The sequence below is a fragment of the Streptomyces sp. NPDC051582 genome (assembly GCF_040681715.1).
In the GTDB taxonomy this organism is placed as follows: Bacteria; Actinomycetota; Actinomycetes; order Streptomycetales; family Streptomycetaceae; genus Streptomyces.
The window spans coordinates 18,782-41,068 of record NZ_JBFAZJ010000006.1; the positions used below are offsets into that span (position 1 = coordinate 18,782).

The 22,287-nt window shown below is 71.5% G+C and carries 16 protein-coding genes; 10 read left to right on the forward strand and 6 right to left on the reverse strand.

Annotated features, from left to right (window positions below):
- Positions 1-10: 10 nt before the first annotated feature.
- From AB0M92_RS10390 to AB0M92_RS10400, 3 genes are read right to left on the reverse strand one after another with little or no spacing between them, the layout of a single operon-like run.
- Positions 11-1,153 carry a PAS domain S-box protein gene (locus AB0M92_RS10390; RefSeq protein ID WP_366101683.1) on the reverse strand — a complete coding sequence of 381 codons (1,143 nt, stop codon included), beginning with the start codon at positions 1,151-1,153 and terminating at the stop codon, positions 11-13.
- Positions 1,150-1,833 carry a response regulator transcription factor gene (locus AB0M92_RS10395; protein ID WP_366101684.1) on the reverse strand — a complete coding sequence of 228 codons (684 nt, stop codon included), beginning with the start codon at positions 1,831-1,833 and terminating at the stop codon, positions 1,150-1,152. Before AB0M92_RS10395 ends, AB0M92_RS10390 begins: the two co-directional genes overlap by 4 nt.
- Positions 1,833-2,174, reverse strand: a complete 342-nt coding sequence (locus AB0M92_RS10400) for an STAS domain-containing protein (RefSeq protein ID WP_366101685.1) — start codon at positions 2,172-2,174, stop codon at positions 1,833-1,835. Before AB0M92_RS10400 ends, AB0M92_RS10395 begins: the two co-directional genes overlap by 1 nt.
- 297 nt (positions 2,175-2,471) lie before the next feature.
- Between AB0M92_RS10400 and AB0M92_RS10405 the strand changes: the two genes are divergently transcribed.
- On the forward strand, positions 2,472-2,879 hold the full coding sequence (locus tag AB0M92_RS10405; protein WP_366101686.1) for an ATP-binding protein: 408 nt from the start codon (positions 2,472-2,474) through the stop codon (positions 2,877-2,879).
- Positions 2,880-2,927: 48 nt separating this feature from the next.
- Here AB0M92_RS10405 and AB0M92_RS10410 read toward each other — a convergent pair whose 3' ends face one another.
- The gene (locus tag AB0M92_RS10410; protein WP_366101687.1) at positions 2,928-5,048 is read right to left on the reverse strand and encodes an MMPL family transporter; all 2,121 of its coding nucleotides are present in this window, start codon (positions 5,046-5,048) and stop codon (positions 2,928-2,930) included.
- Between the two features lie 64 nt (positions 5,049-5,112).
- Here AB0M92_RS10410 and AB0M92_RS10415 point away from each other — a divergent pair, with 64 nt between their 5' ends.
- Positions 5,113-5,610 (forward strand): MarR family transcriptional regulator, encoded by a 498-nt coding sequence (locus AB0M92_RS10415; RefSeq protein WP_366101688.1) that lies wholly within the window; start codon positions 5,113-5,115, stop codon positions 5,608-5,610.
- 35 nt (positions 5,611-5,645) lie between these two features.
- Here the strand turns inward: AB0M92_RS10415 and AB0M92_RS10420 are convergent, their stop codons facing one another.
- Positions 5,646-6,989, reverse strand: coding sequence for a hypothetical protein (locus AB0M92_RS10420; RefSeq protein WP_366101689.1), 1,344 nt, complete (start codon positions 6,987-6,989; stop codon positions 5,646-5,648).
- Between the two features lie 865 nt (positions 6,990-7,854).
- Here AB0M92_RS10420 and AB0M92_RS10425 point away from each other — a divergent pair.
- Together AB0M92_RS10425 and AB0M92_RS10430 are read left to right on the forward strand one after the other, a co-directional pair.
- A complete protein-coding gene (locus AB0M92_RS10425; protein ID WP_366101690.1) occupies positions 7,855-12,831 on the forward strand; it encodes an FG-GAP-like repeat-containing protein in 4,977 nt (1,658 codons plus the stop codon).
- A 171-nt stretch (positions 12,832-13,002) separates the two neighbouring features.
- Entirely contained in the window at positions 13,003-14,439 is a 1,437-nt protein-coding gene (locus AB0M92_RS10430) for a carotenoid oxygenase family protein (protein ID WP_366101691.1), read from the forward strand.
- 73 nt (positions 14,440-14,512) lie between these two features.
- Here AB0M92_RS10430 and AB0M92_RS10435 read toward each other — a convergent pair whose 3' ends face one another.
- Positions 14,513-15,964 carry an amidohydrolase family protein gene (locus AB0M92_RS10435; protein ID WP_366101692.1) on the reverse strand — a complete coding sequence of 484 codons (1,452 nt, stop codon included), beginning with the start codon at positions 15,962-15,964 and terminating at the stop codon, positions 14,513-14,515.
- Between the two features lie 373 nt (positions 15,965-16,337).
- Between AB0M92_RS10435 and AB0M92_RS10440 the strand changes: the two genes are divergently transcribed.
- From AB0M92_RS10440 to AB0M92_RS10465, 6 genes are all read left to right on the forward strand, one after another.
- Complete coding sequence (locus tag AB0M92_RS10440; protein ID WP_366101693.1) at positions 16,338-17,714, forward strand: MFS transporter; 1,377 nt, start codon at positions 16,338-16,340, stop codon at positions 17,712-17,714.
- 229 nt (positions 17,715-17,943) lie between these two features.
- Positions 17,944-18,444: a hemerythrin domain-containing protein gene (locus AB0M92_RS10445; protein WP_366101694.1), complete on the forward strand. Its 501-nt coding sequence runs from the start codon at positions 17,944-17,946 to the stop codon at positions 18,442-18,444.
- 348 nt (positions 18,445-18,792) lie between these two features.
- The gene (locus tag AB0M92_RS10450; protein WP_366101695.1) at positions 18,793-19,272 is read left to right on the forward strand and encodes a VTT domain-containing protein; all 480 of its coding nucleotides are present in this window, start codon (positions 18,793-18,795) and stop codon (positions 19,270-19,272) included.
- A gap of 145 nt (positions 19,273-19,417) precedes the next feature.
- Positions 19,418-20,050, forward strand: a complete 633-nt coding sequence (locus AB0M92_RS10455; RefSeq protein WP_366101696.1) for an NAD(P)-binding oxidoreductase — start codon at positions 19,418-19,420, stop codon at positions 20,048-20,050.
- A 134-nt stretch (positions 20,051-20,184) separates the two neighbouring features.
- Positions 20,185-20,763: a hypothetical protein gene (locus AB0M92_RS10460; RefSeq protein WP_366101697.1), complete on the forward strand. Its 579-nt coding sequence runs from the start codon at positions 20,185-20,187 to the stop codon at positions 20,761-20,763.
- Between the two features lie 126 nt (positions 20,764-20,889).
- A complete protein-coding gene (locus AB0M92_RS10465; protein WP_366101698.1) occupies positions 20,890-22,254 on the forward strand; it encodes a pyridoxal-dependent decarboxylase in 1,365 nt (454 codons plus the stop codon).
- Positions 22,255-22,287 lie beyond the last annotated feature (33 nt).

Below are 22,287 nucleotides of genomic sequence, written 5' to 3' on the forward strand. Positions count from 1 at the left end.
GGCGGCGGGGTCACGAAGCCCCCTGGGAGGGCGTCTGCGGGACGACGCTGCCGAGCGGTGTGCCGGGCAGCGGTTCGTCCAGCGCGCCGGACGGCAGGTCGGGAACCCAGAATTCCACGGTGGTGCCGGTGCCGGGCTCGCTGCGCAGCGTCCACCAGCCGCCCGCGGTCTCGGCCCGCTCGCGCATCTCCATCAGTCCGAAGTGTTCGTGCAATCTGTGGGAGGCGGCGGGGTGCCCGTTGCCGTCGTCGGCCACCCGGACCAGCAGGCCCCGATCCTCGTTGGTGACGCTGACCCGTACGGTGCGGGCCTGGGCGTGCTTGCGCACGTTGAGCAGCGCCTCCTGCACGATGCGGAACACCGTGATCGCGGTCGCGGGGGCCGGTTCGCCCGCAAGGTCGTGTTCCAGCAACGGGGTGAGGCCCCAGTCTTCGGCCACCACGTCGTTGAGGTGCTGGGCCAGGGACTCGGCGAGGCCGTGCCGGTCTATGCCCGGTGGCTGGAGCCGGAAGGTCAGGTTGCGCAGGCGGCCCACCGCTTCCCGTACTGACGCGTCGAGTCGGGAGAGGTCGTGCGCGTGGGGCTCGCCGACCTGGTCGGCGAGGAGCTGGAGCCGCATGCCGACGGCGACCATGGCCTGGATGGTGTCGTCGTGCACGTCCCAGGCGATGCGGCGGCGTTCCAGCTCCTGCGCCTCCACCAGATGGGTGAACAGGCGGCGGCGTTCGGTGAGCGCCTGCTCCGCGGCGCGGCGTTCGGTCATGTCCCGGGTGACCTTGCCGAAGCCGCGCAGTTCGCCGCTCCCGTCGAAGAGGGGGGTGATCACCACGTTGGCCCAGAAGCGGGAGCCGTCCTTGCGGATGCGCCAGCCCTCGTCCTCCAAACGACCGTCGGCGATGGCCGCTTCCAGCTCCAGGTGGGGTTTGCGGGAAGCGATGTCCTCGGGCGGGTAGAAGACGGAGAAGTGCTGGCCGATGATGTCCGCGGCGCGGTAGCCCTTGATCCGTTCGGCTCCGGCGTTCCAGGTGGATACGTGACCTCGGGGATCGAGCATGAAGATGCCGTAGTCGACGACGCTCGTGACCAGCAGGGTGAATGCCGTCTCGGTCGGGCCGAGGGCGCCGCTCTGCCCGGCGGACGTGTTCACGCTCACGGGAGGAGGCCCTCGCGACGGGCCACGGCGACCGCCTCCAGCTGGGAGCGGGCGCCGAGTTTCTCCAGGACCCGCTGGACGTGGTTCCTGGCGGTGTTGAGGGCGACGCCGAGCCGGCGGCTGATCTCGGCGGCGCCCAGGCCGTCGCCCAGCAGGCCGAGGGTCTCGCGCTCGCGCGGGGTGAGGGCGGCGCCCGGGCCGGCGGTTCGGCCCGTCAGCCGCTCCAGCGCTCCACCGAGCAGACCGTTGCTGAAGGCCGCGTCACCCGCCGCCACCAGGCGTACGCCGTCCTGGAGTTCGGCCAGGTTGCCGGCCTTGAGGATGAGGCCCGAGCCACCGGCCTCGGCGACCAGTGCGGCCATCGCCGGGCTCCCCTCGCCGGTCAGTACGAGAACCCGCGTGCCGGGGGCGGCGGCCTTGAGCGGGGTGATGGCCGCGATGCCGTCGCCGTCGGGCAGCCGCCGGTCAAGCACCACCACGGCCGGGCGCAGCCGGGCGGCGTCGGCCAGCGCGTCCTTCACGGACAGGCTGCGGCCGACCACGTCCAGGTCGTCGGTGCGGTCGAAGGCGAGCCGGATCGCCTCGGCCACCATGTCGTGGTCCTCGACGAGCAGGATGGTGATCTTCCCGTCGGCGCCGCACTGCACGCTGTCGGGTGTGGCATGCGGTGTCGTGGCCATCAGACAGTCCTCGGGGGTATGCGCGGCACCCTGTCGGCGAACAGTTCGTCGACGCCGGTGAGAGCGAACAGTCGCGCCACTTGCGCACGGGCGCCCTCCACGCGCAACTCGGTGCCGATCCTATCCGCTGTGGCCTTGGCCTCCACCAGTGCGTTGAGTCCCGAGCAGTCGCAGAAGAACAGGTCCCGCAGGTCGAGTACGACACGGTCGCAACCCTGGGCGAAGCAGGCTGCGAAGGCGGCACGCAGCTGCGCAGTACCGTCCAAGTCCAGTGCGCCGACGAGTCGGAGGCCGTGCGCGTGCGCTTCGGGCATGGCGCCGACCTGAAACGGCGGGGTCACCTTGCGTCTTCTCTCATGCGGCAACCCCCAACCTGGGTAATGGGCACCAGACAAGACTAGTGAATCTGCACTAGAAGTGAACCCGTTCCCTCCAACGGATCGCCGCACGTACGGGCAGACCGAGGCAAAAGCGCGGGACGGCGGGAACCACGAACCCGAAAAAGTCGTGAAAGGGCTGGGTACCCTGCTGCATTGGGCACGCCGGGCGACCGGGGCCCCGGCAACGCGACGGGTCCCGGAACAGCGGTAGCGGTGAGACGCCCGGGTCGTGAGGCACTCAGTCGAAAGAGAGTGGGCATGGAACTCCCGCCGGCCACTGCGCACGACGCACCTGCTGCCGGAGTGCGCGTGGAGTTCGACGGTGCGCCGGGCACCATCGCCCGGGCACGGGCTGCCGCCGTCGCCGTGCTCCGCGATCACGCCCCGCACGCCGGCCCTACCTTCCACGACGACGTCCTGCTGGTGGTCTCCGAACTGGTGACCAACGCCGTTCGACACGCCCCCGGGCCGCTCACCCTGGAACTCGGCCTGCTTCCCCACGGGGTCGGCATCAGCGTGCGGGACACCAGCCCCGCCCTCCCGCATGCGCGCACTCCCGACCGCACCGGCGGCCGCGGGTGGCCCCTCGTCGGGAACCTGGCCCGCCGGGTCCGCGTGGTTCCCCACCCCGACGGCAAGTCCGTCCACGCCGAACTGGTCTGGTAGTCCGAGGGATTCCGGCCGCTGCGGCGCCGGGCGCGCGCTCCCGTCTCGTCAGCGGTCCTGCGGTACGGACGCGGCCCGCAGCCCGGTACCCGGGGCGGTTCGGGCCAGGGCGCTGGGCCACCACACGCGCGGGCCGCAGTCGATGACCAGGGCCGGCACGAGCAGGGACCGTACGACGAGGGTGTCCAGCAGGACGCCGAAGGCGACGATGAAGGCGATCTGGACGAGGAAGGCCAGCGGGATCACCATCAGCGCGGCGAAGGTCGCCGCGAGCACCACGCCGGCGGAGGTGATCACGCCTCCCGTGGTGACCAGTCCGCGCAGCACCCCCTCCCTGGTGCCGTGGGTGAGGGATTCCTCGCGCACGCGCGACATGAGGAAGATGTTGTAGTCGACTCCGAGGGCGACGAGGAACACGAACCCGTACAGGGGTACGGAGGCGTCCGTGCCGCTGAAGCCCAGCAGGTGCTCGAAGATCAGCGCGGACACCCCCAGTGTCGCCAGGAAGTTGAGGGCGACCGTGGCCACGAGCAGGACCGGCACGACCACGGAACGCAGCAGCGCCACCAGGATCAGCAGGATGATGCCGAGGACGATCGGCACGATGACGGTGCGGTCGCGGGCCGCGGTCTGCTGGGTGTCGAACTGCTGGGCCGTATAGCCGCCGACGAGCGCGTCAGCGCCCGCGACCGCGTGCACCCTCTCCCGCAGCCGCTGGACCGTCCCCTTCGCTGCGTCGCTGTCGGCCGCCGCGTCGAGCGTGGCGTCCAGGCGGGTCCTTCCGTCGACGACGAGCGGCTCCCCGGCACCCGGCCGGCCACCTGCCGTGACGGCGGTGACCGAGGCGACCCCGTCCGTCCCCTCGGCCGCCGTCCGTACGTCCGCCGCCCGGGCGGCGTCGGTGATGATGACGGCCGGGTTGCCGGAGCCGCCGGGGAAGTGCCGGGCCAGGGTCTGCTGCGCGCCGACCGAGGGAGCGTCGTTGACGAAGATCTCGTCGAGCGGGACGCCCTTGGACGACAGGCCGGGCGAGAACGCGGCCAGGATCAGCAGCAGCAGGGCGGAGGAGGCCCATACGCGCCGCGGTGAGCGGTCGATCAGGCCGGCGATGCGGCGCCACACCGCGTGGCCGTCTTCGGTGGCGTCGGCCGGTTTGGGGGTGGCGGGCCAGTAGGCCGCCCGGCCGAGCAGGAGCAGAGCGGCGGGCAGGAACGTCAGGGCGCTCAGTGCCGCGCAGGCGATGCCGATCGCACCGACCGGCCCGAGGGCCCGGTTGTTGGTGAGGTCGCTGGCGAGCAGGGCGAGGAGGCCGAGGGCCACGGTCGCCGCGCTGGCGGTGACGGCGCCCGCCGACCGGCGCACGGCGGCCAGGGCGGCCGCTCCTCGATCGCCCCGGGCGGCGAGCTCCTCGCGGAAGCGGGCCGCGAGGAGCAGGGCGTAGTCGGTCGCGGCGCCGATCACGAGGATCGACAGGATTCCCTGGACCTGGCCGTCCACGCGGACCGCTCCCCGGTCGGCCAGCGCGTACACCACCGCGCAGGCGAGGCCGAGGGCGAGGACGGCACTGAAGATGATCACCAGGGGCAGCAGGACGCTGCGGTAGACGAGCAGCAGGATCAGCAGGACGGCCCCGAGCGCGACCCCGAGCAGCAGGCCGTCGATGCCACCGAAGGCGTCAAGGAGGTCCGCCTGGGCCGCGGCGGGGCCGGCGATCTGCAGCGTGGTGCCCGGCACCTGCCCCGCCGCTCGGCGTACCTCGTCGAGCACGGCAGGGAGTTGCTTGCCGAGATCGGGTGCGAGGGGTACCACGGCCTGGACGGCCAGACCGTCTTCGGAGGGGATCGCCGGGGAGGGCGCCTGGGCGATCCCGGGCCGGCCGGCGAGGGCGCCCACCGACCGCGTGGCCGCCTCCCGCTGCGCACCGGTCACCCTTTCTCCGTCGGCCGTCCACACGAGGACGGCCGGGACGGAGGCCGAGGCCTCGAACGGCTTGCGGGCATCGACCACCCGCGTCGACTCGGCGCTGCGCGGCAGGAAGGCCGCCTGGGCGTTGGTGGCCACCTCGCCCAGCCGGCCGGCGTAGGGACCGAGGGTCGCGCCCACGCCGAGCCAGACGAGCAGGAGCAGAACCGGCACGGCCCAGAAGGCCCAGCGTGGCGTCTTCCTCATTGCGGATCCCAAGGTAGGTCAACGGCAAAGAATGTCAACGATCAAGATATCTTATGCTGAAGCCATGCGTGAGAACACCGACGGCCGCACACCCCCACTTCCGGCGGACGATCCCATTGGGTTGCAGTCCTTCGCCGTTTTGCTGCGCCGCATGAACGCGGAGTTCAACCGCATCGCGCAGGAGTTCGCCGAGTCACAGGGACTCCACCTCACCGACGTCCAGGCACTGATCGCCGTACTGGACGCGGACAGCGACGACGCCGCGGGGCCGATGACGCCCGGTCGGCTGAGGAAGCGGATGAACCTCACCTCCGGCGCGATGACCGCCTGCCTGGACCGGCTGGAGAAGAGCGGGCACATCCGCCGGGTCCGGGCGGCGGACGACCGGCGGGTGGTCCATCTGCACTACGAGGAGCGGGCCCGGCAGGTGGCACGGGAGTACTTCCGGCCGCTGGCCCACGGCACGGACGCCGCGCGCGCCGGTTTCAGTGACGCCGAACTGGCCGTGGTCGTCCGCTTCCTCAACGAGATGAACCACCGGCTGGCCCTCGTCCGACGATGAGGGCCGCGCCCGGCGAGACCACGTTCACGAGCTCGTCAGGGCCGGGCCAGGATGTCGCTCACCCGGTGCGCGTAGATCACCCGGCCGCACGGGGAGCCGGGGTCCGTGCAGGTGGGGTCCGCGGTGTCCATACGGTGTTCGGTCAGCGACCAGAGGTACTGCGTACCGCCGCCCGGCACGCTCTGGCCGTGCTCGAAGTACAGGTCCTCGGGGCCGACCGCGTTGGTGATGTTGGCGCCGTAGTCCACCAGACGGCCGCCGGAGACGGTCGCCCTGCGCAGGCTGCCGCTGTGGGTGGTCCAGCTGCGGTTGAAGTAGTACGTGCCCTCGTAGCGTGCCGCGCCCTGGGTGAGGTCGCGGGGAAGGTGGAAAGCGCCCGTCGCGCCGACCACTCCGTTGGCCGACTTCAGCAGGCCGGTGCCGTCGTCGATCGGCAGGGCGCCGACCCGGCCCTTCTCGGGGTGCGTCTCGTCGGAGTCGCAGTACTCCCCCATGATCAGAGCCGGAGCGGCGGTGGCGCTGCGGTCGACGGAGATGTACGACGCCTTCGGCGCTCCGGTGGCGACGCAGGTCCCGGCGGAGGAGTTGCCCTGGGCGCTGACGAACTTGTAGGACGCCACCTGCGGCATCACGTACCGGTACGTGTAGCCGTAGTAGACGTTGTTCCGCCGGCCGATCTGGGTTTCGTCCCGGACGTTGCTCTTCAGACCGTCCAGCGTGGTGTCGTCCACCGAGGCGTTCTGGTCCGGGTTGAGGTCCAGGATGGAACGCATGTCGAAGACCCGCAGGCCGTTCATCGTGTCGGCGACGTAGAGGTAGTTCTTGTACCAGGCGATGCCGCCGGCGTGGACGTCGACCGCCTTGTAGGAGACGTGGCCGTAGCTGTTGTAGTACGGCTCCACCAGCAGGACGTGACGATAGCGCCGACCGTCGGGGTCGCCGGGTATCGCGGTCTGCGGGTCGAGGAACGACAGCCGCACGCCTTTGCCGCCGGCCTTGTCGTACCAGGCGGTGACCAGCGGCTTGCGGGTGCCCCACAGCTCGTCGCTCTGGGCGTCCGAGACGCCGGTCATGCCCTGGGGCACCCATTCCTCGGTGGCGGAGTCACCGGGATCCCAGCAGAGCTTCGCGGCAGGTGCCAGGGCCTTGCCGTCGTCGCCCGAGCCGAACGGGTCCGTGGTGCAGGAGGCGCCCGTCTTCGCGACGCGGTTGCCCTGGTCGAGCAGTTCCTGAACGCCCTGCGTGGGCAAGGCCGCTCTCAGGTCGGCCACGGGGCGGCTCAGGTCGGGTCCGGACTTGAGGTTGAAGGAGGAAGCGGTCGCCGGGTCTCCGGGGGCCGCCTGGGCGGGGGAGCCGAACGCCGGAACCGAGAGGACCACCGCGACTGCGACGGCGATCCAACCGGCATACCCACTAGGGGCCTTACGGAGTGTCATCGTTGATTCTTCGACCTTCACTCAGGGGAGGGAGCGAAGATCATACGTACGGCCACCGGACGCCCCTGCGCCGGGGCATCGGGCTGGGGGGTGCTGAAGTCTGCCGCTCCCGGCTCGGCGTCAACGGAAAGGCCCTGCCGCGGTGGTGAGGCCGCGGCAGGGCCTCGTGTGGTCCGTCGGTCAGGGCGAGGAGGGGCCCCCTCGTCGAGCCTCCGCCAGACAGTCCTGGGCCGGGTACTCCGGGTGGAGGTGGCCGACCGGGTCGGCGGCGCGGGAGAGACCCGTCTCGCCGAGGCCCGCGCGCAGGTGTGGACGAAGACCGGGGTCTGCCCGCCACCACGCAGTACGCGTGCCGGCCCGGTCGGCCCGGGCGCGGTCGTGCAGGCCGACCGCGACTTGGCGGGTGGGGCGCCGAGTCCTGTGACGAGCAGGCCGACGACAAGGGCCCGTATCGACCGGGCGAGCGGGCGTCTGCGCCACCTTCCCTTACCGTACGAATTATGATTTGGCAAAGTGGATTCCGCGAATAGTCAGGCGCGAAAGCAATCTACACGCCGTTTCTGCAGCGGCTAAAAAAGTAACAGCGAGGAGTGCGTCACATTTATGATTGCCGCTGCCGCAGGTTCCTCTTGACCTTTTGAGCACATCAAGAACGGGCAAAGGCGGACAGGAAGTACATGGAACAGGAATTTCCTCTTCCGCTTTATTTTCGGCGCATCTCACGTGAGAAGCTCAGCCGGTCCGATTCGAGCCATCCGCGCGCGGGAACGGGTTCCCGGAGCGCGCGGGACGACTTCAAGGAACACCTGTGAGACCACCCCTGGCGCGGCGACGCGCCATCGGCCAGCCACGCCTGCGGGCATCGGCGCTGGTCACCACCGTGGCCCTGACTGCCGGCCTGCTGGCCACGGCACCCGCCGCCGTCGCGGCCGGTGCCCGCGACGCGGCCGCCCGAAACGAGACGCCCACCGCCCGGACCGACGCCGAAAGGGCGGCCGCCGAGGCGCGGCGGACCGGCAAGCCGGTCGAGATCGTGAGCGGGCGCACCGAGACCGACGAGGTGTGGGCCAACCCCGACGGGACCAAGACGGCCAATCGCGCCCTGGTACCCGTACGGGTCCGCAAGGGTGGAAAGCTGATACCGGTCGACACCACGCTGGAGCGCGGCCGCGACGGGCGCATCGCACCTAAAGCAACGGCAATGGGACTGACCTTCTCCGGCGGCGGCGAGACTCCGCTGGCGGTGATGTCTGAAAACGGCCGTGATGTGTCCCTGTCCTGGCCCAAGCCGCTCCCCCAGCCGAAGCTGGAGGGCGACAGCGCCGTCTACCCCGAGGTCCTCCCCGGAGTCGATCTGCGCGTCAGCGCGACCGTCGACAGCTTCTCCCACGCCCTGATCGTCAAGTCACGCGAGGCGGCGTCCAATCCGGCCCTCGCGCAGCTCGACTTCGGCCTCAAGGCCAAGGGGCTGACCCTGCGCGCCGAGTCCGACGGCCAACTGCGCGCGCTGGACCCGAACGGCCAGACCGTGTTCGGCTCGGCGAAGCCGCAGATGTGGGACGCGGGCGGGCAGAAGACCGCCGAGCCCCAGACCCAGGGCCAGACCCAGGGCCAGACCCAGGGCCAGGCCCAGCCCCCGGCCCAGGCCCCCGAGGCCGCCGCCCCGGCGACCCCCTCGGCGAAGGCGCTGCGCTCGGCCGCCGCCGAGGCGCCCGCGGCCGCGGCCCCGGCGGCTCCCGCCGCCCCTGTCGAGGGCGTCACCACCGGCGCCAAGCAGGCCGACCTCGGCATCCGGCTCTCCGGGTCCACGCTGACGCTGACCCCGGACCAGAGCCTGCTGGGGGCTCCGGACACCACGTATCCGGTCGTCATCGACCCGACCTGGGACGCCTGGAAGCAGGCCTGGACGATCGCGTACAAGCACAACGCGTTCCCGTCCTCGCCGAACACCAACTACTGGAACGGCGGCACGCTCAGCAAGGACGCCCGCGTCGGCTGTGCCAAGGACGCCGCCAACGGCAACGCGGTGATCTGCGCCAAGACGTTCTTCCAGGTCGGCATGACCGACTACTGGGACAAGCAGATCATCGAATCGACCCTGCGCATCAAGCAGAAGTCGGCCGGCTCCTGGAGCTGCAAGTCCGGTGACATCCAGGTCTGGGACACCGGCACCATCTCCAAGTCCACCACCTGGAACAACCAGCCGAGCTGGGTCCGGATGGTCGACGCGACCGGCCAGTCCTACGGCGGGCGCAACTGCCCCGGTGACGGCGACCTGATCGAGCTGAACGTGAAGTCGGCCGTGGCGATGGCCGCTCAGAAGCACTGGGGCAACTGGACGTTCGGTCTGAAGGCGGCCAAGGACACCGTCGACGTCTCCTGGCGCAAGCTCGACCCGAACAGCGCCCGGATCTCGGTCACCTTCAACACCACCCCGGACAAGGTGACCGAGCGGTCCACCGACCCCTCCGTCCCCTGCACCGGCGGCACCATCGGAACGACCGACCAGGTCGTCCTGCGGGCCCGAGTGAAGGACAAGGACAAGGAGGACGTCGGTCTCTGGGCCGAGTTCCACTACTGGAAGGACGGCGCCTCGACCCCCACCAAGGTCGAAAGGAACGTCACCAACGGCAATGTGGCCCAGCTGCCGATCCCCGCGACCGGGCTCGACGGCACCTACCGCTGGGACGTCCGGGCGCTGGACAAGGTCGGTGCTCCCGGTCCCTGGGCGGGCCAGTGCACCTTCACGATCGACCGCACCAGGCCGGACAAGACCCCGTCCGTGAAGTCCGTCCAGTTCCCCGAGAACGAGGAGGACCCCGAGAAGACGGGCTTCGCCCGCACCGAGGGCGTCTTCACCCTGGGCGCCAACGGCGTCAAGGACGTCACCGCCTTCGAGTGGTGGACCGACTCCAACCCCAAGGTCAACAAGATCGCGCCGACCACCCAGGGCGGCTCGGTCGACGTCAAGTACATGCCGACCACTGCCGGTCCGCAGCGGCTCTTCGTCCGCAGCCTGGACGCCTCCGGCAACCGGTCGAACCTGAAGGAATACCTCTTCTACGCCAAGCGCCTGGCCACCCGTGACAAGCACGGCGACCTCAACGGCGACGGCACGGTCGACATCTGGAGCGTCGATCCCGGCGCCGGCACCCTGTGGATGCACCCGGGCAAGGGCGACGGCACCTTCGACCTGTCCCGCCAGCTCGACCAGGGATCCTTCGCCGATGCCACCTCGGTGGCGCACCGCGGCAGCTGGAACGAGGACTACTACGAGGACCTCGTCGTCCTGAGGCCCGGCCCCGACGGTTCGCGCAAGAACCTGTACGTCTACCCGAACAAGGGCGACGGTGATCTGGAGAACGCCGACGCCAACCGCCAGGAACTCCAGGTCGCCGATCCCGACGCGAACGACCACTGGGCCCATGCCGACCAGGTCGTCTCCATCGGCAGCGTCAACGACGACAACGGCGACGGCCGCACCGACGACAACGACCAGCCCGACCTGCTGGTCAAGTCCGGCGACCAGCTGTGGCTGTACCTCGGTTCCCCGGTCGGCTTCCTGGACATGTTCGGCGAGCCCGTCGCGCTCGGCAACGCCGACTGGAAGAACATGACGATCATGGCGCCCGGCGACCTCAACGGCGACCAGCTGCCCGAGGTCTGGGCCCGTGACACCGTCACCGGCAAGATCCACCAGTACACCAGCCGCCGCACCACGGAGCCCGGCGCGGCCACCACCGCCGACCTCGCGGTCTTCGGTGAGCCTTCCGCCCGCGCGAGCGAGATCGCCACCGGATTCACCGGCGCCGCGTACCCGCACCTGTCCAGCAACGGCGACTTCGAGACCGACGGCTTCGCGGACCTGTGGTCCCGCGGCGGCGACGGCCGGATCACCGAGTTCCCGGGCCGGGCCGCGTCCGCCGGCTCCGCCTTCGCGGCGGGCCGTCCGCTGGTCCTCGGCGGCACCTCGTGGTCCGAGTGCCAGGCCTTCACCTCGACGGCCACCGGCACGCACACGCTGTGCGGTCCGATCCTGTCCAAGTTCCTGGCCAAGGGCGGCACGGCTCTCGGCTACCCGACGACCGACGTCCTCGTCCCCGCCGACGGGGTGGGCCGGTACGTGAACATCCGCGGCGTGGGCGCGACCAGCGACAACGGCTCCATCTACTGGCACCCCAGCAGCGGTGCCTGGGTCGTGTGGGGCGCCATCCGGGCCAAGTGGCTCAGCATGGGCGCCGAGAAGTCCATCATGGGCTACCCCGTCTCCGACGAGGCCAAGAACTTCGACGGGGCGGGCTACAACTCCACCTTCTCCTCCACCGCGGGCGGCAAGGGCGGCATCTACTGGTCCCCCGAGACGGGCGCCTGGTCCGTCCACGGAGCGGTCTTCGACAAGTACGCCTCGCTCGGCGGCCCGGCCAGTTTCCTCGGCTACCCGATCACGGACGAGACGAACGTGGGCGACGGCAGCGTGGCCCGCTTCAACCACTTCCGCAAGCGCACCGACTCCGCCGACACCGGCTCCGTCTACTGGACCAGGACCAACGGCGCCTGGTCGGTGTTCGGTTCGATCCGCAAGAAGTGGATCGCGCTGGGCGGCGAGAAGAGCACCCTCGGCTACCCCACCTCCGACGAGTACGAGGTCGCGGGCGGCCCCCGGGAGGACTTCGAGAAGGGCTACATCCGCCACAACCGCACCACCGGCAGCACCGTCGAACACCTGCCCGCCGACCGGACCGCGCACCTGCGGACCGACTTGTCGGGCGACTTCAACGGCGACGGCCGCAGCGACCTGGCCACCGCGTACGACTACGGCGACGGCACCACCGCGCTGTGGGTCTTCGACGGCCTGCCCAGCGGCGGCTTCTCGGAGCCGACCGTCCGCTGGACCAGCGCCAAGGGCAGTTTCTCCGCCACCCAGGCCAAGTGGGTCGCGGGCGACTTCAACGGCGACGGCCGGGCCGACATCGGCGCCTGGTACGGATACGAGGACGGCAGCACCGCGCTGTGGAACTTCGTCTCCAACTCCACGGGCACCTTCACCCCGGTGAAGAGCATCACCGTCGCCAAGGGCGTGTACACCTGGGCCAAGTCCCAGCCCCTGGCCGGTGACTTCAACGGCGACAAGCGGGCCGACCTCGCCCTGATCCAGGACTACGGCAACGGCGACATGGGCGCCCACACGTGGACGTCCAAGGGCGACAACACCTTCAACGCCTCCGTCGCGAGCTGGCGCACGGGCACCGGCAAGTGGTGGCTCGACTACGCCACCTTCCGCGTCGGGGACATGAACGGCGACGGCCGGGACGATTTCCTGGCCATGTACGGCTACGCCTCCTACGGCACGGCCCTGTTCACCGGACTCGCCCAGCCGAACGGCGGCTTCGCCGCCCCGGTGAAGCACTGGGCGAAGCCCGCCGGGGTCTGGGAGTACGCGCAGACGAAGATCACCGTTGGCGACTACAACGGCGACAAGCGCGCCGACGTCGCCCTGATGTACGACCACGGTGACGGCCACGCCTCGCTGGACACCCTGCTCGGCAAGGCCGACGGCACGGTCGGCGAGAACGTCCGCAGCTGGGACACGCCGGAGGGGAACTGGTACGGCACGAGCGCCTCCCTGCCGGTCTCGGGCGACACCGACGGTGACGGCCGGGAGGACATCGCCATCGTGTACAACTACGCGAGCGGCGCCTCCAGCACCTTCACGTTCAAGAGCCGCCCGGACGGCGGTTTCGAGAACAGCCTCCGGAGCTGGCAGGCCCTGCCCGGCACCTGGTGACCATGCCGGCTCCGCGCCGGTAGGCCCCCCCATGGCCCCGCACCTTCGGCGAAGGTGCGGGGCCTCGCCGTTCCCAGGTCCGGGTGGCCGCCCGGGCGCATGGCGGCGGCGTCCGCCGGGCGTTTCACTGGAAGGTGCCGGAAGGTGTCGCACCACGCTCCGGGAGGTTCCGTGAACACGCACACGCCGCCCCGTTTCGATCCCACCCGCGTCCCCCACCTCCTGGGCTCGTTCGCGCCGGTGACCGAGGAGGTCGACGTCGCCGAACTGGAGGTGACGGGCGAGATCCCGGCGGCGCTGGACGGCCTGTACCTGCGCAACGGGCCCAATCCCCGCTTCACGCCGATCGGCTCGTACCTGTACCCCATCGACGGCGACGGCATGCTGCACGGGGTGTGGCTCTCGCAAGGCCGTGCCCGCTACCGCAACCGCTTCGTGCGCACCCCGGCCCTGGAAGCCGAGGAACGGGCCGGGCGGGCCTTGTGGGGAGGCCTGGAATCGATGATCGTGCCGGATGCCGAGCAGGTCGGGCCGGAGCTCGCGGGCACTTTCCGGGACCTGCCCGACATCAACGTCGTACGGCACGGCGGCCGGCTGCTGGCCCTCGCCGAGTCGGCCTGCCCGTACCGGATCGGCGCCGGGCTGGAGACCCTGGGCCGCGAGGACTTCGGCGGGACTCTGCCCGCGGGGATCACCGCCCACCCCAAGACGGACCCGGTCACGGGCGAGATGGTCGTGTTCTGCTACGGCCTGGAGCCGCCGTACCTGACCTGGTCGGTGATCGGTCGCGACGGCGCCGTCACGCGCGGTCCCACCACCGTCGACGGCGTGGACGAGCCGATGATGATCCACGACATGGCCCTGACCGGCCGCTACGCCGTCCTGGTCCTCGCGCCCGCCTTCTTCGACCTGGACGCGGCCATGGCGGGCGGCTCGTTCCTGGCCTGGCGGCCCGAGCGGGGCACCCGCGTGGTCCTGATCCCCCGCGACGGCGGGCCGCCGCGCTGGGCGGCCGACGAGGCGTTCTGGCTGTGGCACACCGTGAACGCCTACGACGACGGCCCCGGCGCGGACGCCCCGGTGGTCCTCGACTACGTGCAGTGGAGCCGGCTGACCGTCGGCGGCTCGCCGGGGCAGGCGCAGGACCCCGCCAGCGGCGGTCTGACACGGGCGCGCATCGACCCCGCGGCGGGCACCATGACCCGTACCCTGCTGGACGACGCCCGGGTGGAGTTCCCGCGCATCGACGACCGCCTCATCGGCCGGCGCCACCGGCACACCGCCCTGGCCACCTCGACCGGACGGACGGACCTGCTGCCGGGCGAGTACGACGCGGTGCGCTTCCATGACGGGCGGACGGGGGACGCGAGGGTCTGGGAGGCCGGGGACCTGTCGGTCGGGGAACCGGTGTTCGCTCCCGAGCCCGGTGCCGACTCCGAGGAGCGCGGCCACTGGCTCACCTTCGCCACCGACCGCACCGACGGGTCGAGCTGGTTCCTGGTCGTCCCCGCCGAGGATCCGGCCTCCGGTCCGGTGGCGCGCGCCCGCGTCCCCGTCCGGGTCCCGCTCGGCCTGCACGGTTGTTGGCTGCCCACCGACGGCGGCTGAGCGGCCGGGCGTGAGGGCCGGGCGTGAGGGCCGGGCGTGAGGGCCGGGCGCGCGCCCTCCCGCCCGGCCTCGATCACTGAAGCGCCCGTGGGAACCCGCCGGCCGCGCGGAGGCGGGTCGCCGCCGCCTCGGCCTCCCTGACCACGCCGCTCGTGTCGATGTCGACGAGTCGGCCGGCGAATTTCAGCGGACGTCCGTCCACGAACACGGAGTCGATGTTCTCGGGCCGTCCGTTGAAGACGATCTGGCCCACCCACTCGAAGCGTGGCGCGAAGTTCAGGGCCGCGGGGTCGATGACGACCACATCAGCCCGTTTGCCGGGAGTCAGGGAACCCACCCGGTCGGCGATGCCGATGGCCTCGGCGCCGCCCAGAGTGGCCATCCGCAGGACGTCCTGCACCTGCGGGAAGACCCCGGCGTCCATGGCGCGCGAGCGTTGCAGGCCGATGGCCGTCTTCATCAGCGCCTGGAAGTCCGAGGTGTCGTTGGTGCCGCCGTCCAGCCCGAGACCCACCTTGACGCCCCGTCGTCTGAACTCCGAGAGCCTCATGACGCCGGAGCCCAGACGCATGTTGCTCAGCGGGCAGTGGACCGCGCGCGCGTCGTGGTCACCCAGGGCGGCGATCTCCTCGTCGGTCAGGTGGATCGCGTGGTTGACCAGGAGCCGCGGCCCCAGCGCGCCGATGTCGGCGAGGACCCCGATGGGGTCGTCGGCGCGCTGCTCGGGGCGTTCCAGGACATGGGAGTTGAGCATGACTCCCATGTCCTGGGCCGCCTCCCAGTGCGCGCGGTTGAGGTCCTGGGCCGAGCGCGCCGCGTGCGTGGCGACCTGGAAGGAACCGAGAGGCACCGGGTCGACGAGGTCCTTCTTCACCTTCATGACCAGAGCCGCACCGGGCCCGGGCGGAAACATCGCGTAGGTGAACCGCACCCCCGTACCGGCCAGGGCCCGTACGTAGCTCTCGATGAGGTCGTAGGCGAAGATGTCCACCCAGTCCACGAGGGTCGTCACGCCCGACTGGACGGCGTCGAGGGCTGCGAGGCGCACGAAACTGTGGAGCCCCGCAGGGGTCAGCCCGCCGCGCGCGGGGTCGGTGCAGCGCTCGAACCAGCCGAACAGGTCGCCGTCGGTGCAGCCTCCGCGGATCGCCGCCTGCCACAGGTGGGTGTGGGTGTCGACGAAGCCCGGCATGACCAGCTTGCCCGAGACGTCCACCACCGAGGCGCCGGGCGGAGGCCGCAGGGCCGTGCCCACGGAGGCGATGGCGCCGTTGCGCATCAGGACGTCGGCGTTCTCCACCGACCCGAGGGGGCCGCTGCCTAAGGCAGGGTCCATGGTGAGCACGAGGGCGGCGCCGCGGAGCAGGACCGTACGGCCGACCGGGACGGGCCGGTGGGCGAGGCCGTCGTGGGGGGCGGAGCGGGCGGTGACACCGAGCAGGAGCGGGGCGGCAGCGGCCGCGCCGAGGCCGGCGAGGAGATCGCGGCGGCTGCGGGCCGGCCGCGGAGTGGGGTTCGACTGCATGGCGTGGTACCTCCCGAGAGCTCAGAACGGAAGGCCCGCCCGAACGACGCGGTGACACGGCGTCGAACAGGTGCGGGAAATTACACGCAGCATTCCCAGCCAACGCGCCTTCCATGGGCATTTTCGGAAAACATTTTCCGATCTGGTCATGTGCGCCGCCGCGATGGGGGCACGACATGACCGATGTCCGAGATCACCGGCCACGAAGGCGACGCCTCGGGCTTACGTTCAACTGGTTCACGCTCTACCACCGCTGTCAGACGGCGGCCGCGGAGCAGGCCCCACGCGGTCACCGCCTACCGCCGGCACGGCTCTCCCTGTCCACCGGGCCGGTGGAGGCAAACCCGTACGCTCACACAACTGGGGCTCCCCGATGAACACCTCACAGCACACGAGAATCAGTCGGCAGCACCGCAGAACGCTGCGCTGGATCATCGCCATCACCACCATCACGCTGGTCTTCGACGGCTACGACCTGGTCGTCTACGGGACCGTCGTCCCCGAATTCCTGCGCGACCCGAGCCAGATCGGCCACCTCTCCGTCGCCCAGGCCGGCGCGCTCGGCTCCTATGCACTCATGGGCGTCATGGTCGGCGCCCTGAGCGCCGGTGCGGTCGGCGACCACATAGGGCGCCGGCGCATCATGATTGCGGGGATCGTCTGGTTCTCCGTCGCCATGGGGCTGAGCTCATTCGCCACGAGCATCACCGCGTTCGGCGTCCTGCGCTTCCTCACCGGCATCGGGGTGGGCGCCCTGGTGGCCACCGCCGCCGCGATGGTCGCGGAGTTCGCACCGCCCAACCGCCGCAACGTCTACAACGCCATCGTCTACAGCGGCGTCCCCGTCGGCGGTGTCCTCGCCGCGGTCATGGCCCTCCTCACGTCCGGCGGGGACAGCTGGCGCACCCTGTTCCTCTTCGGTGCGGCCCCCCTCGTGGTCCTCCTGCCGGTCACACTGCTGCGCCTGCCCGAGTCTCCGAAGTGGCTGCTGGCGCGGGGGCACACCGAGCGCGCCCGCGCGCTCTCCTCGCGCACCGGAATCGCCCTGGGCGAATCGGCACGGACGACCGGGGCCGAGAAGGTCGGTTTCGCGGCTCTGGCGAGCCGCCGCTACGCCCTGCCCACGGTGCTGCTCGGTCTGATGAGCTGCTCCGGCCTGCTGCTCACCTACGCGCTGAACACGTGGCTGCCGGAAATCATGGGGCAGAGCGGATTCGGCAAGTCGTACTCACTGGTCTTCCTGCTGGCCTTGAACGGCGGGGCGGTCATCGGCGGGGTACTCGCCTCCCGGGCCGCAGACCGCACGGGCCCGCAGCGGGTGATCACGTCGACGTTCGTGCTGGCCGCTTTCTCCCTGATGCTCCTCACCCTGGGGTTGCCCCTGGGCGCCCTGCTGGCTCTGGTCGCGGTCGCCGGAATCGGCACGATCGGCACCCAGGTCCTGGTGTACGGCTTCGTCGCGAACTACTACGACACGCACGCCCGCGCTGCCGGAGTGGCCTGGTGCGCCGGGTTCGGCCGGCTCGGCGGCATCGGCGGGCCCCTCGTCGGCGGAGCCCTCGTGAGCGCCGGGGTCTCGCCGCACCGCGCGTTCTTCGCGTTCGCCGGCGTCGCCGTCCTCGGGGCGCTGGTGACCCTCTTCGTTCCGCGCCAGAGCCAGAGCACCGAGGAGGACGCGGGAACCGACCTTGTCACCGGCCGCTCCCCTTCCGAAGCCGCTCGCGTGCTCGCCTGTGAGTCATCGCGCTGAAGCGCGGCGGAGTCTGATCGGGCGGGCAGGCGAGGCAGCGGCGCCGGCCCGCCCGGACGTGCGGGCCGAACCGCGTTCCCGTGCGCGGCCGGGTCCGCATGAACGTGGCGGGCACGGGCAGTCGCCGTATGTCCGCCGCGCCGATCCCGGCCGGTGGGCTTCGTGGCCCGGGCTCCGGAGGGTGCTGTCACCGCCGGTGCGGACCGGGACGATCGAGGAGGCGCGCGCCATGGTGGAAGAGAGCAAGGACCCGGACGTCGTCGCGGTGATCCTCAAGGACCACCGCACCATGGAGGAACTGTTCCGCCGCATGCGGAGCGTCGAGGCTGACCGTGCGGGAGCCAGGGAGAAGTTCGCGGCCCTGCTCATCGCGCACGGCGAGGCCGAGGAGTCCGAGGTCTACGGAGCGCTCAAGCGCTTCAAGGACGTCGACAACGAGGAAGTCGAGCACGGCGAGGAGGAGCACGCCGAAGGCAACGAGGCCCTGCTGGCGCTGCTGGAAGTCGACGACATCGGCTCCGAGGAGTGGGACACGCGGCTGGAGGCCCTGGTCAAGGCGGTCTCCCACCACCTGGACGAGGAGGAGCGGACGATCCTCAACGGCGCCAGGGAGAACGTTCCCGACGAGCGCAGGGGCGAGCTGGGCACCGCGTTCCTGCGGGAACGGGAGAAGCAGCTGGCGTCCGACTGCGGCAGCATCGAGAACGTACGCAAGATCGTCGGCCGGTGAGCCGGAAACGGGGGCGCGTGCCCCCGCCCGCACCCTAGGGGGCGCCCGCAAACCCCCGCCTGCCCCGCGGCGCCCCCTGGCGCCCGCCGGTCGGGGCCGGTGGGCCCGGTGCGCCCTGTCCGCCGCATGCACGTTCGGTTAGGCTGGCCTTGCCTGGCGTACGGACCCCGGCGTGCGCGTTCGGGTTCCGGTGCCACAGGGGGCGATCCACGGGACGGAACGGGCAGAGGCGGGACGCAGGTGAGAGACGGTGACCGGGCTCGTGCGCGTCGTGCGCCGAGTGGGGTGGTACGCCCATGCGGGTGACGGGGGACGCGGGTTCCGGCCAGGCGCCCGGGACGAGGCGCCGTGCATAAGATCGCGCTCACGGCAGGGGCCCTGTACGCCATAGTCCTGCTTCGCGCGGGAGGGACGTTCGCCGTCGGCTGGCTCGCCGGTGCCGGTGCCCGGCGCAGCAGGTTCGCCGGGCGGACCTCCTCGGCGAAGTTCCGGCGCGCCGAGCGGGCGATCCAGCGGTGGGGCGCACCGGTGGTCGCCGTCTCCTTCCTGACCGTCGGTTTCCAGACCGCCGCCAACTTCCTCGCGGGCAGCATGCGCATGCCGTTGCCGCGCTACCTCCCCGCCCTCTTCCTGGGCGGAGCGGCCTGGGCGCTGATCTACGCGACCGCGGGGCTCGGCGTGCTGGAAGTGCTGGGGAGGCTCTTCGCCGAGCACACGGCCCTCGGAGTGGCCGGCGTGGCCGTCCTCCTCCTCGCCGCGTGCGGGGTGATGGCGTACCGCAGAAGGGCTGTCCCTTCCTCCGGTGAGGCCGTGGCCGAAGAATCATGAGCTCGTCCCGCGATGGCGGGGCGGGCAGGACGACCGCGCGAAACGGGGTCTCCTCCGAGGGAGGATGGAGACGAGGGCCTGCAACCGGGGCTCGTTGCCGCGCCTCGCCCGGAGGGCCGGCCGCAGACAGTACGGAGGCCCGATCATGCAGCTCACCCTCCTCGGCGCCACGGGCCCCATCGGCCGCCAGATACTCCGCCAGGCCCTCGCGGCCGGGCACCGGGTCACCGTGCTGGTCCGCGACGCGGCCCGGCTGCCGCAGCGTGACGACGAACGCGTCACCGTTGTCGTCGGCGACGCCGCCTCCGCAGCCGACGTCGAGCGGGCGGCCCGGGGCAGCCGGGCCCTCATCTGCGCCCTGGGACCGGGCAAGGACTACAAGTCCACTCTCGCCACCCGCACCGCCGGCCCCGTCCTGGAGGCCATGGCCGCGGCCGGCGTGGAGCGTCTCGTCTGGCTCTCGGCTCTCGGCTCGGGCGGCACCTCCCGGCGCCAGTCCCTCTTCCAGGCGGGGGCGGCGAAGCTGGTGATGGGCACGCTCATGGCCGACAAGGGCACAGCCGACGAGACCATCGCCCGCAGCGACCGCGCCTGGACCATCGCCCTGCCCGTGATGTTCGCCGACGGTCGCCCCACCGGCGACTACGAGACGATCCCGCTCGACGGAACCCGAGGACGCGTCGGCGGGAGGATCGACCGCGCCGACGTCGCGGACTTCCTCCTCTCCGCCGCGACGAGCGACCTGTGGGTCCGCCGGCGCGTCATCCTCACGCGCTGAGCCGTCGGAACGGCCGGATCCTCGTCCGTGCTTCCGCTCCGGGCAGTGGCGGCGGACCGCCATCCGGTGCGCTCGCGGCGGCTCGGGAAGCCGCCGTACCGGCCGAGGAAGCCGATGCCGGACAATGGCGAGTCATGATCGAACTCAAGCGCGGCATCACCGCCCTCGCAGTCGCCCTCGCGGGCACCGTCGCCCTGGCCCCGCCCGGTACGGCCTCCGACCGCGCACCGTCCGAGCCCGCCGAGCGCGCCCGCGCGGGAGCGCACCCGACGAGCGGCGCGGGGATACCCGGCACGGCGACGATCACGGAAGGGCAGGTCAAGGAGGTCGCGCCCGGGGGCGTGATCACCTATCCGAGCGTCACCAGCTGCCTCACCGTCACCGTGCGCTTGTGGGACGGCGGCCTCGTCGGCGCTCACGCCAGCCTGTTCCAGGTGCCGGGCGAACTGCGATCCGACGAGATCCTGGCCGCGCTCAAGCAGCTCACCGGCGCGCGCCCCGTGATCGCCGTCCAGGTCAAGGGGGCCGTCGGTGCCTGGCACCCCGGCTACTTCGACAAAGCGATCGAGAGCTACGGCGAGGGGGAGCAGCCGCCGTACCCGTCGCACCCGGACCCCGAGGGACTCGCCGATGCGGTGTCACGGGGACTCGCGGTGCCCGGCGGCCTCGTCACGGTCGAGGACGTCCCCGACGGGGACCAGAGCGTCGGCTGAGGACACGGCGACGGCCACCCGCTGCGCCGTGGCGGCGTCTCTCGCGGCCGCCGCGGCACGCACTCGGCTCCGCACTGCCCGGCGCGCCGATTGCGGAGCGGCGGCGCCGGTCGCATAGTCCGAGGTATGGACGCGCGACAAGAGGCGCTCCGACGGGCGTACGCCCACGCCGCCCGGTGGCTGGCGGGCCTGGACGGCCGTCCGGTACCCGCCCGCGCTTCGGTCGGTGAGATCGTGGACGCGCTGGGTGCGGAGCTGCCCGACGGTCCGAGCCCGCCGTGCGACGTCGTCGATCTGCTGGCCACGGCCTGTGAGCCGGGGCTGACCGCCTTCCCCGGCGGCCGCTTCTACGGATTCGTCGTCGGCGGCACCGAACCGGCCGCACTCGCCGCGGACTGGCTGGTCAGCGCGTGGGACCAGAATTGCGTGATGCGCGCCGCCTCCCCCGCGTACGCGGCGGCGGAGGACATCGCCGGCGGGTGGCTGCTCGACCTGCTCGGCCTGCCGAGTGGCAGCGCCATCGGCTTCACCACCGGTGCCACGATGGCGAACTTCGCCTGTCTCGCGGCCGGACGCGACGCGGTGCTGCGCCGCGCGGGCCGGGACGTCGCCCGTGACGGACTCGCGGGTGGGCCGGCGGTCCGCGTCCTCGTCGGCGAGGACCGCCACATGGCCGTTGACCTCGCGCTGCGCTATCTCGGGCTGGGCGGGCCGGAGCCGGTGGCGGCGGACGGTCAGGGGCGCATGGTGCCGCAAGCCCTGCGCAGCGCCCTGGCGGCCGGCGGACGGGGTCCGACGATCGTGGTCCTCCAGGCCGGGGACATCCACTCCGGTGCCTTCGATCCCTTCGCCGAGACGATCCGTACGGCTCGGGCATCGGAGGCGTGGGTGCACGTGGACGGTGCCTTCGGGCTGTGGGCGGCCGTCTCCCCGCGCTTCGCGCATCTGACGGCGGGCTGCTCGGAGGCCGACTCCTGGGCGACCGATGCCCACAAGACGCTGAACGTCCCCTACGACTGCGGGCTCGCCATCGTGCGAGACCCTTCCGCGCTCCGGGCCGCCATGGGAATGCGCGGCGATTACCTCATCCAGGACGAACAGGGCGACCCCGTCGACAAGGTTCCCGAACTGTCCCGGCGCGGCAGGGCCTTCACCGTATGGGCGGCGCTCCGCTCCCTCGGCCGGTCGGGCGTGTCCGACCTCGTCGAGCGGCTGTGCCGGCACGCCGACGCGTTCGCCACGGGCATCGCCGGGATCGACGGCGCCCGGATCCTCAACGACGTGGTGTTCACGCAGGTGTGCGCCGACTTCGGCAGCGACGAACGTACCGAACGGGTGCTCGCCCGCTTGCTCGCCGACGGCACGGCGTGGATCAGCGGCTCGACCTGGCGCGGCCGCCGTGTCATGCGGATCTCGGTGAGCAACTGGTCGACGACGGATGGGGACGTGACCCGCACCCTCACCGCGATCCGTCGCGCCTGCACCGACTGAGACGGCGGTCGCGAACCGCGGGGTGTCCGGCGC

What these genes read in the sequence shown, in the direction of transcription:
- AB0M92_RS10440 (WP_366101693.1), top strand. Translation starts at nt 16,338, where the DNA reads ATGAACACCTCACAGCACACGAGAATCAGTCGGCAGCACCGCAGAACG.
- AB0M92_RS10435 (WP_366101692.1), bottom strand. Translation starts at nt 15,964, where the DNA reads ATGCAGTCGAACCCCACTCCGCGGCCGGCCCGCAGCCGCCGCGATCTC.
- AB0M92_RS10455 (WP_366101696.1), top strand. Translation starts at nt 19,418, where the DNA reads ATGCAGCTCACCCTCCTCGGCGCCACGGGCCCCATCGGCCGCCAGATA.
- AB0M92_RS10445 (WP_366101694.1), top strand. Translation starts at nt 17,944, where the DNA reads ATGGTGGAAGAGAGCAAGGACCCGGACGTCGTCGCGGTGATCCTCAAG.
- AB0M92_RS10415 (WP_366101688.1), top strand. Translation starts at nt 5,113, where the DNA reads ATGCGTGAGAACACCGACGGCCGCACACCCCCACTTCCGGCGGACGAT.
- AB0M92_RS10460 (WP_366101697.1), top strand. Translation starts at nt 20,185, where the DNA reads ATGATCGAACTCAAGCGCGGCATCACCGCCCTCGCAGTCGCCCTCGCG.
- AB0M92_RS10405 (WP_366101686.1), top strand. Translation starts at nt 2,472, where the DNA reads ATGGAACTCCCGCCGGCCACTGCGCACGACGCACCTGCTGCCGGAGTG.
- AB0M92_RS10395 (WP_366101684.1), bottom strand. Translation starts at nt 1,833, where the DNA reads ATGGCCACGACACCGCATGCCACACCCGACAGCGTGCAGTGCGGCGCC.
- AB0M92_RS10410 (WP_366101687.1), bottom strand. Translation starts at nt 5,048, where the DNA reads ATGAGGAAGACGCCACGCTGGGCCTTCTGGGCCGTGCCGGTTCTGCTC.
- AB0M92_RS10465 (WP_366101698.1), top strand. Translation starts at nt 20,890, where the DNA reads ATGGACGCGCGACAAGAGGCGCTCCGACGGGCGTACGCCCACGCCGCC.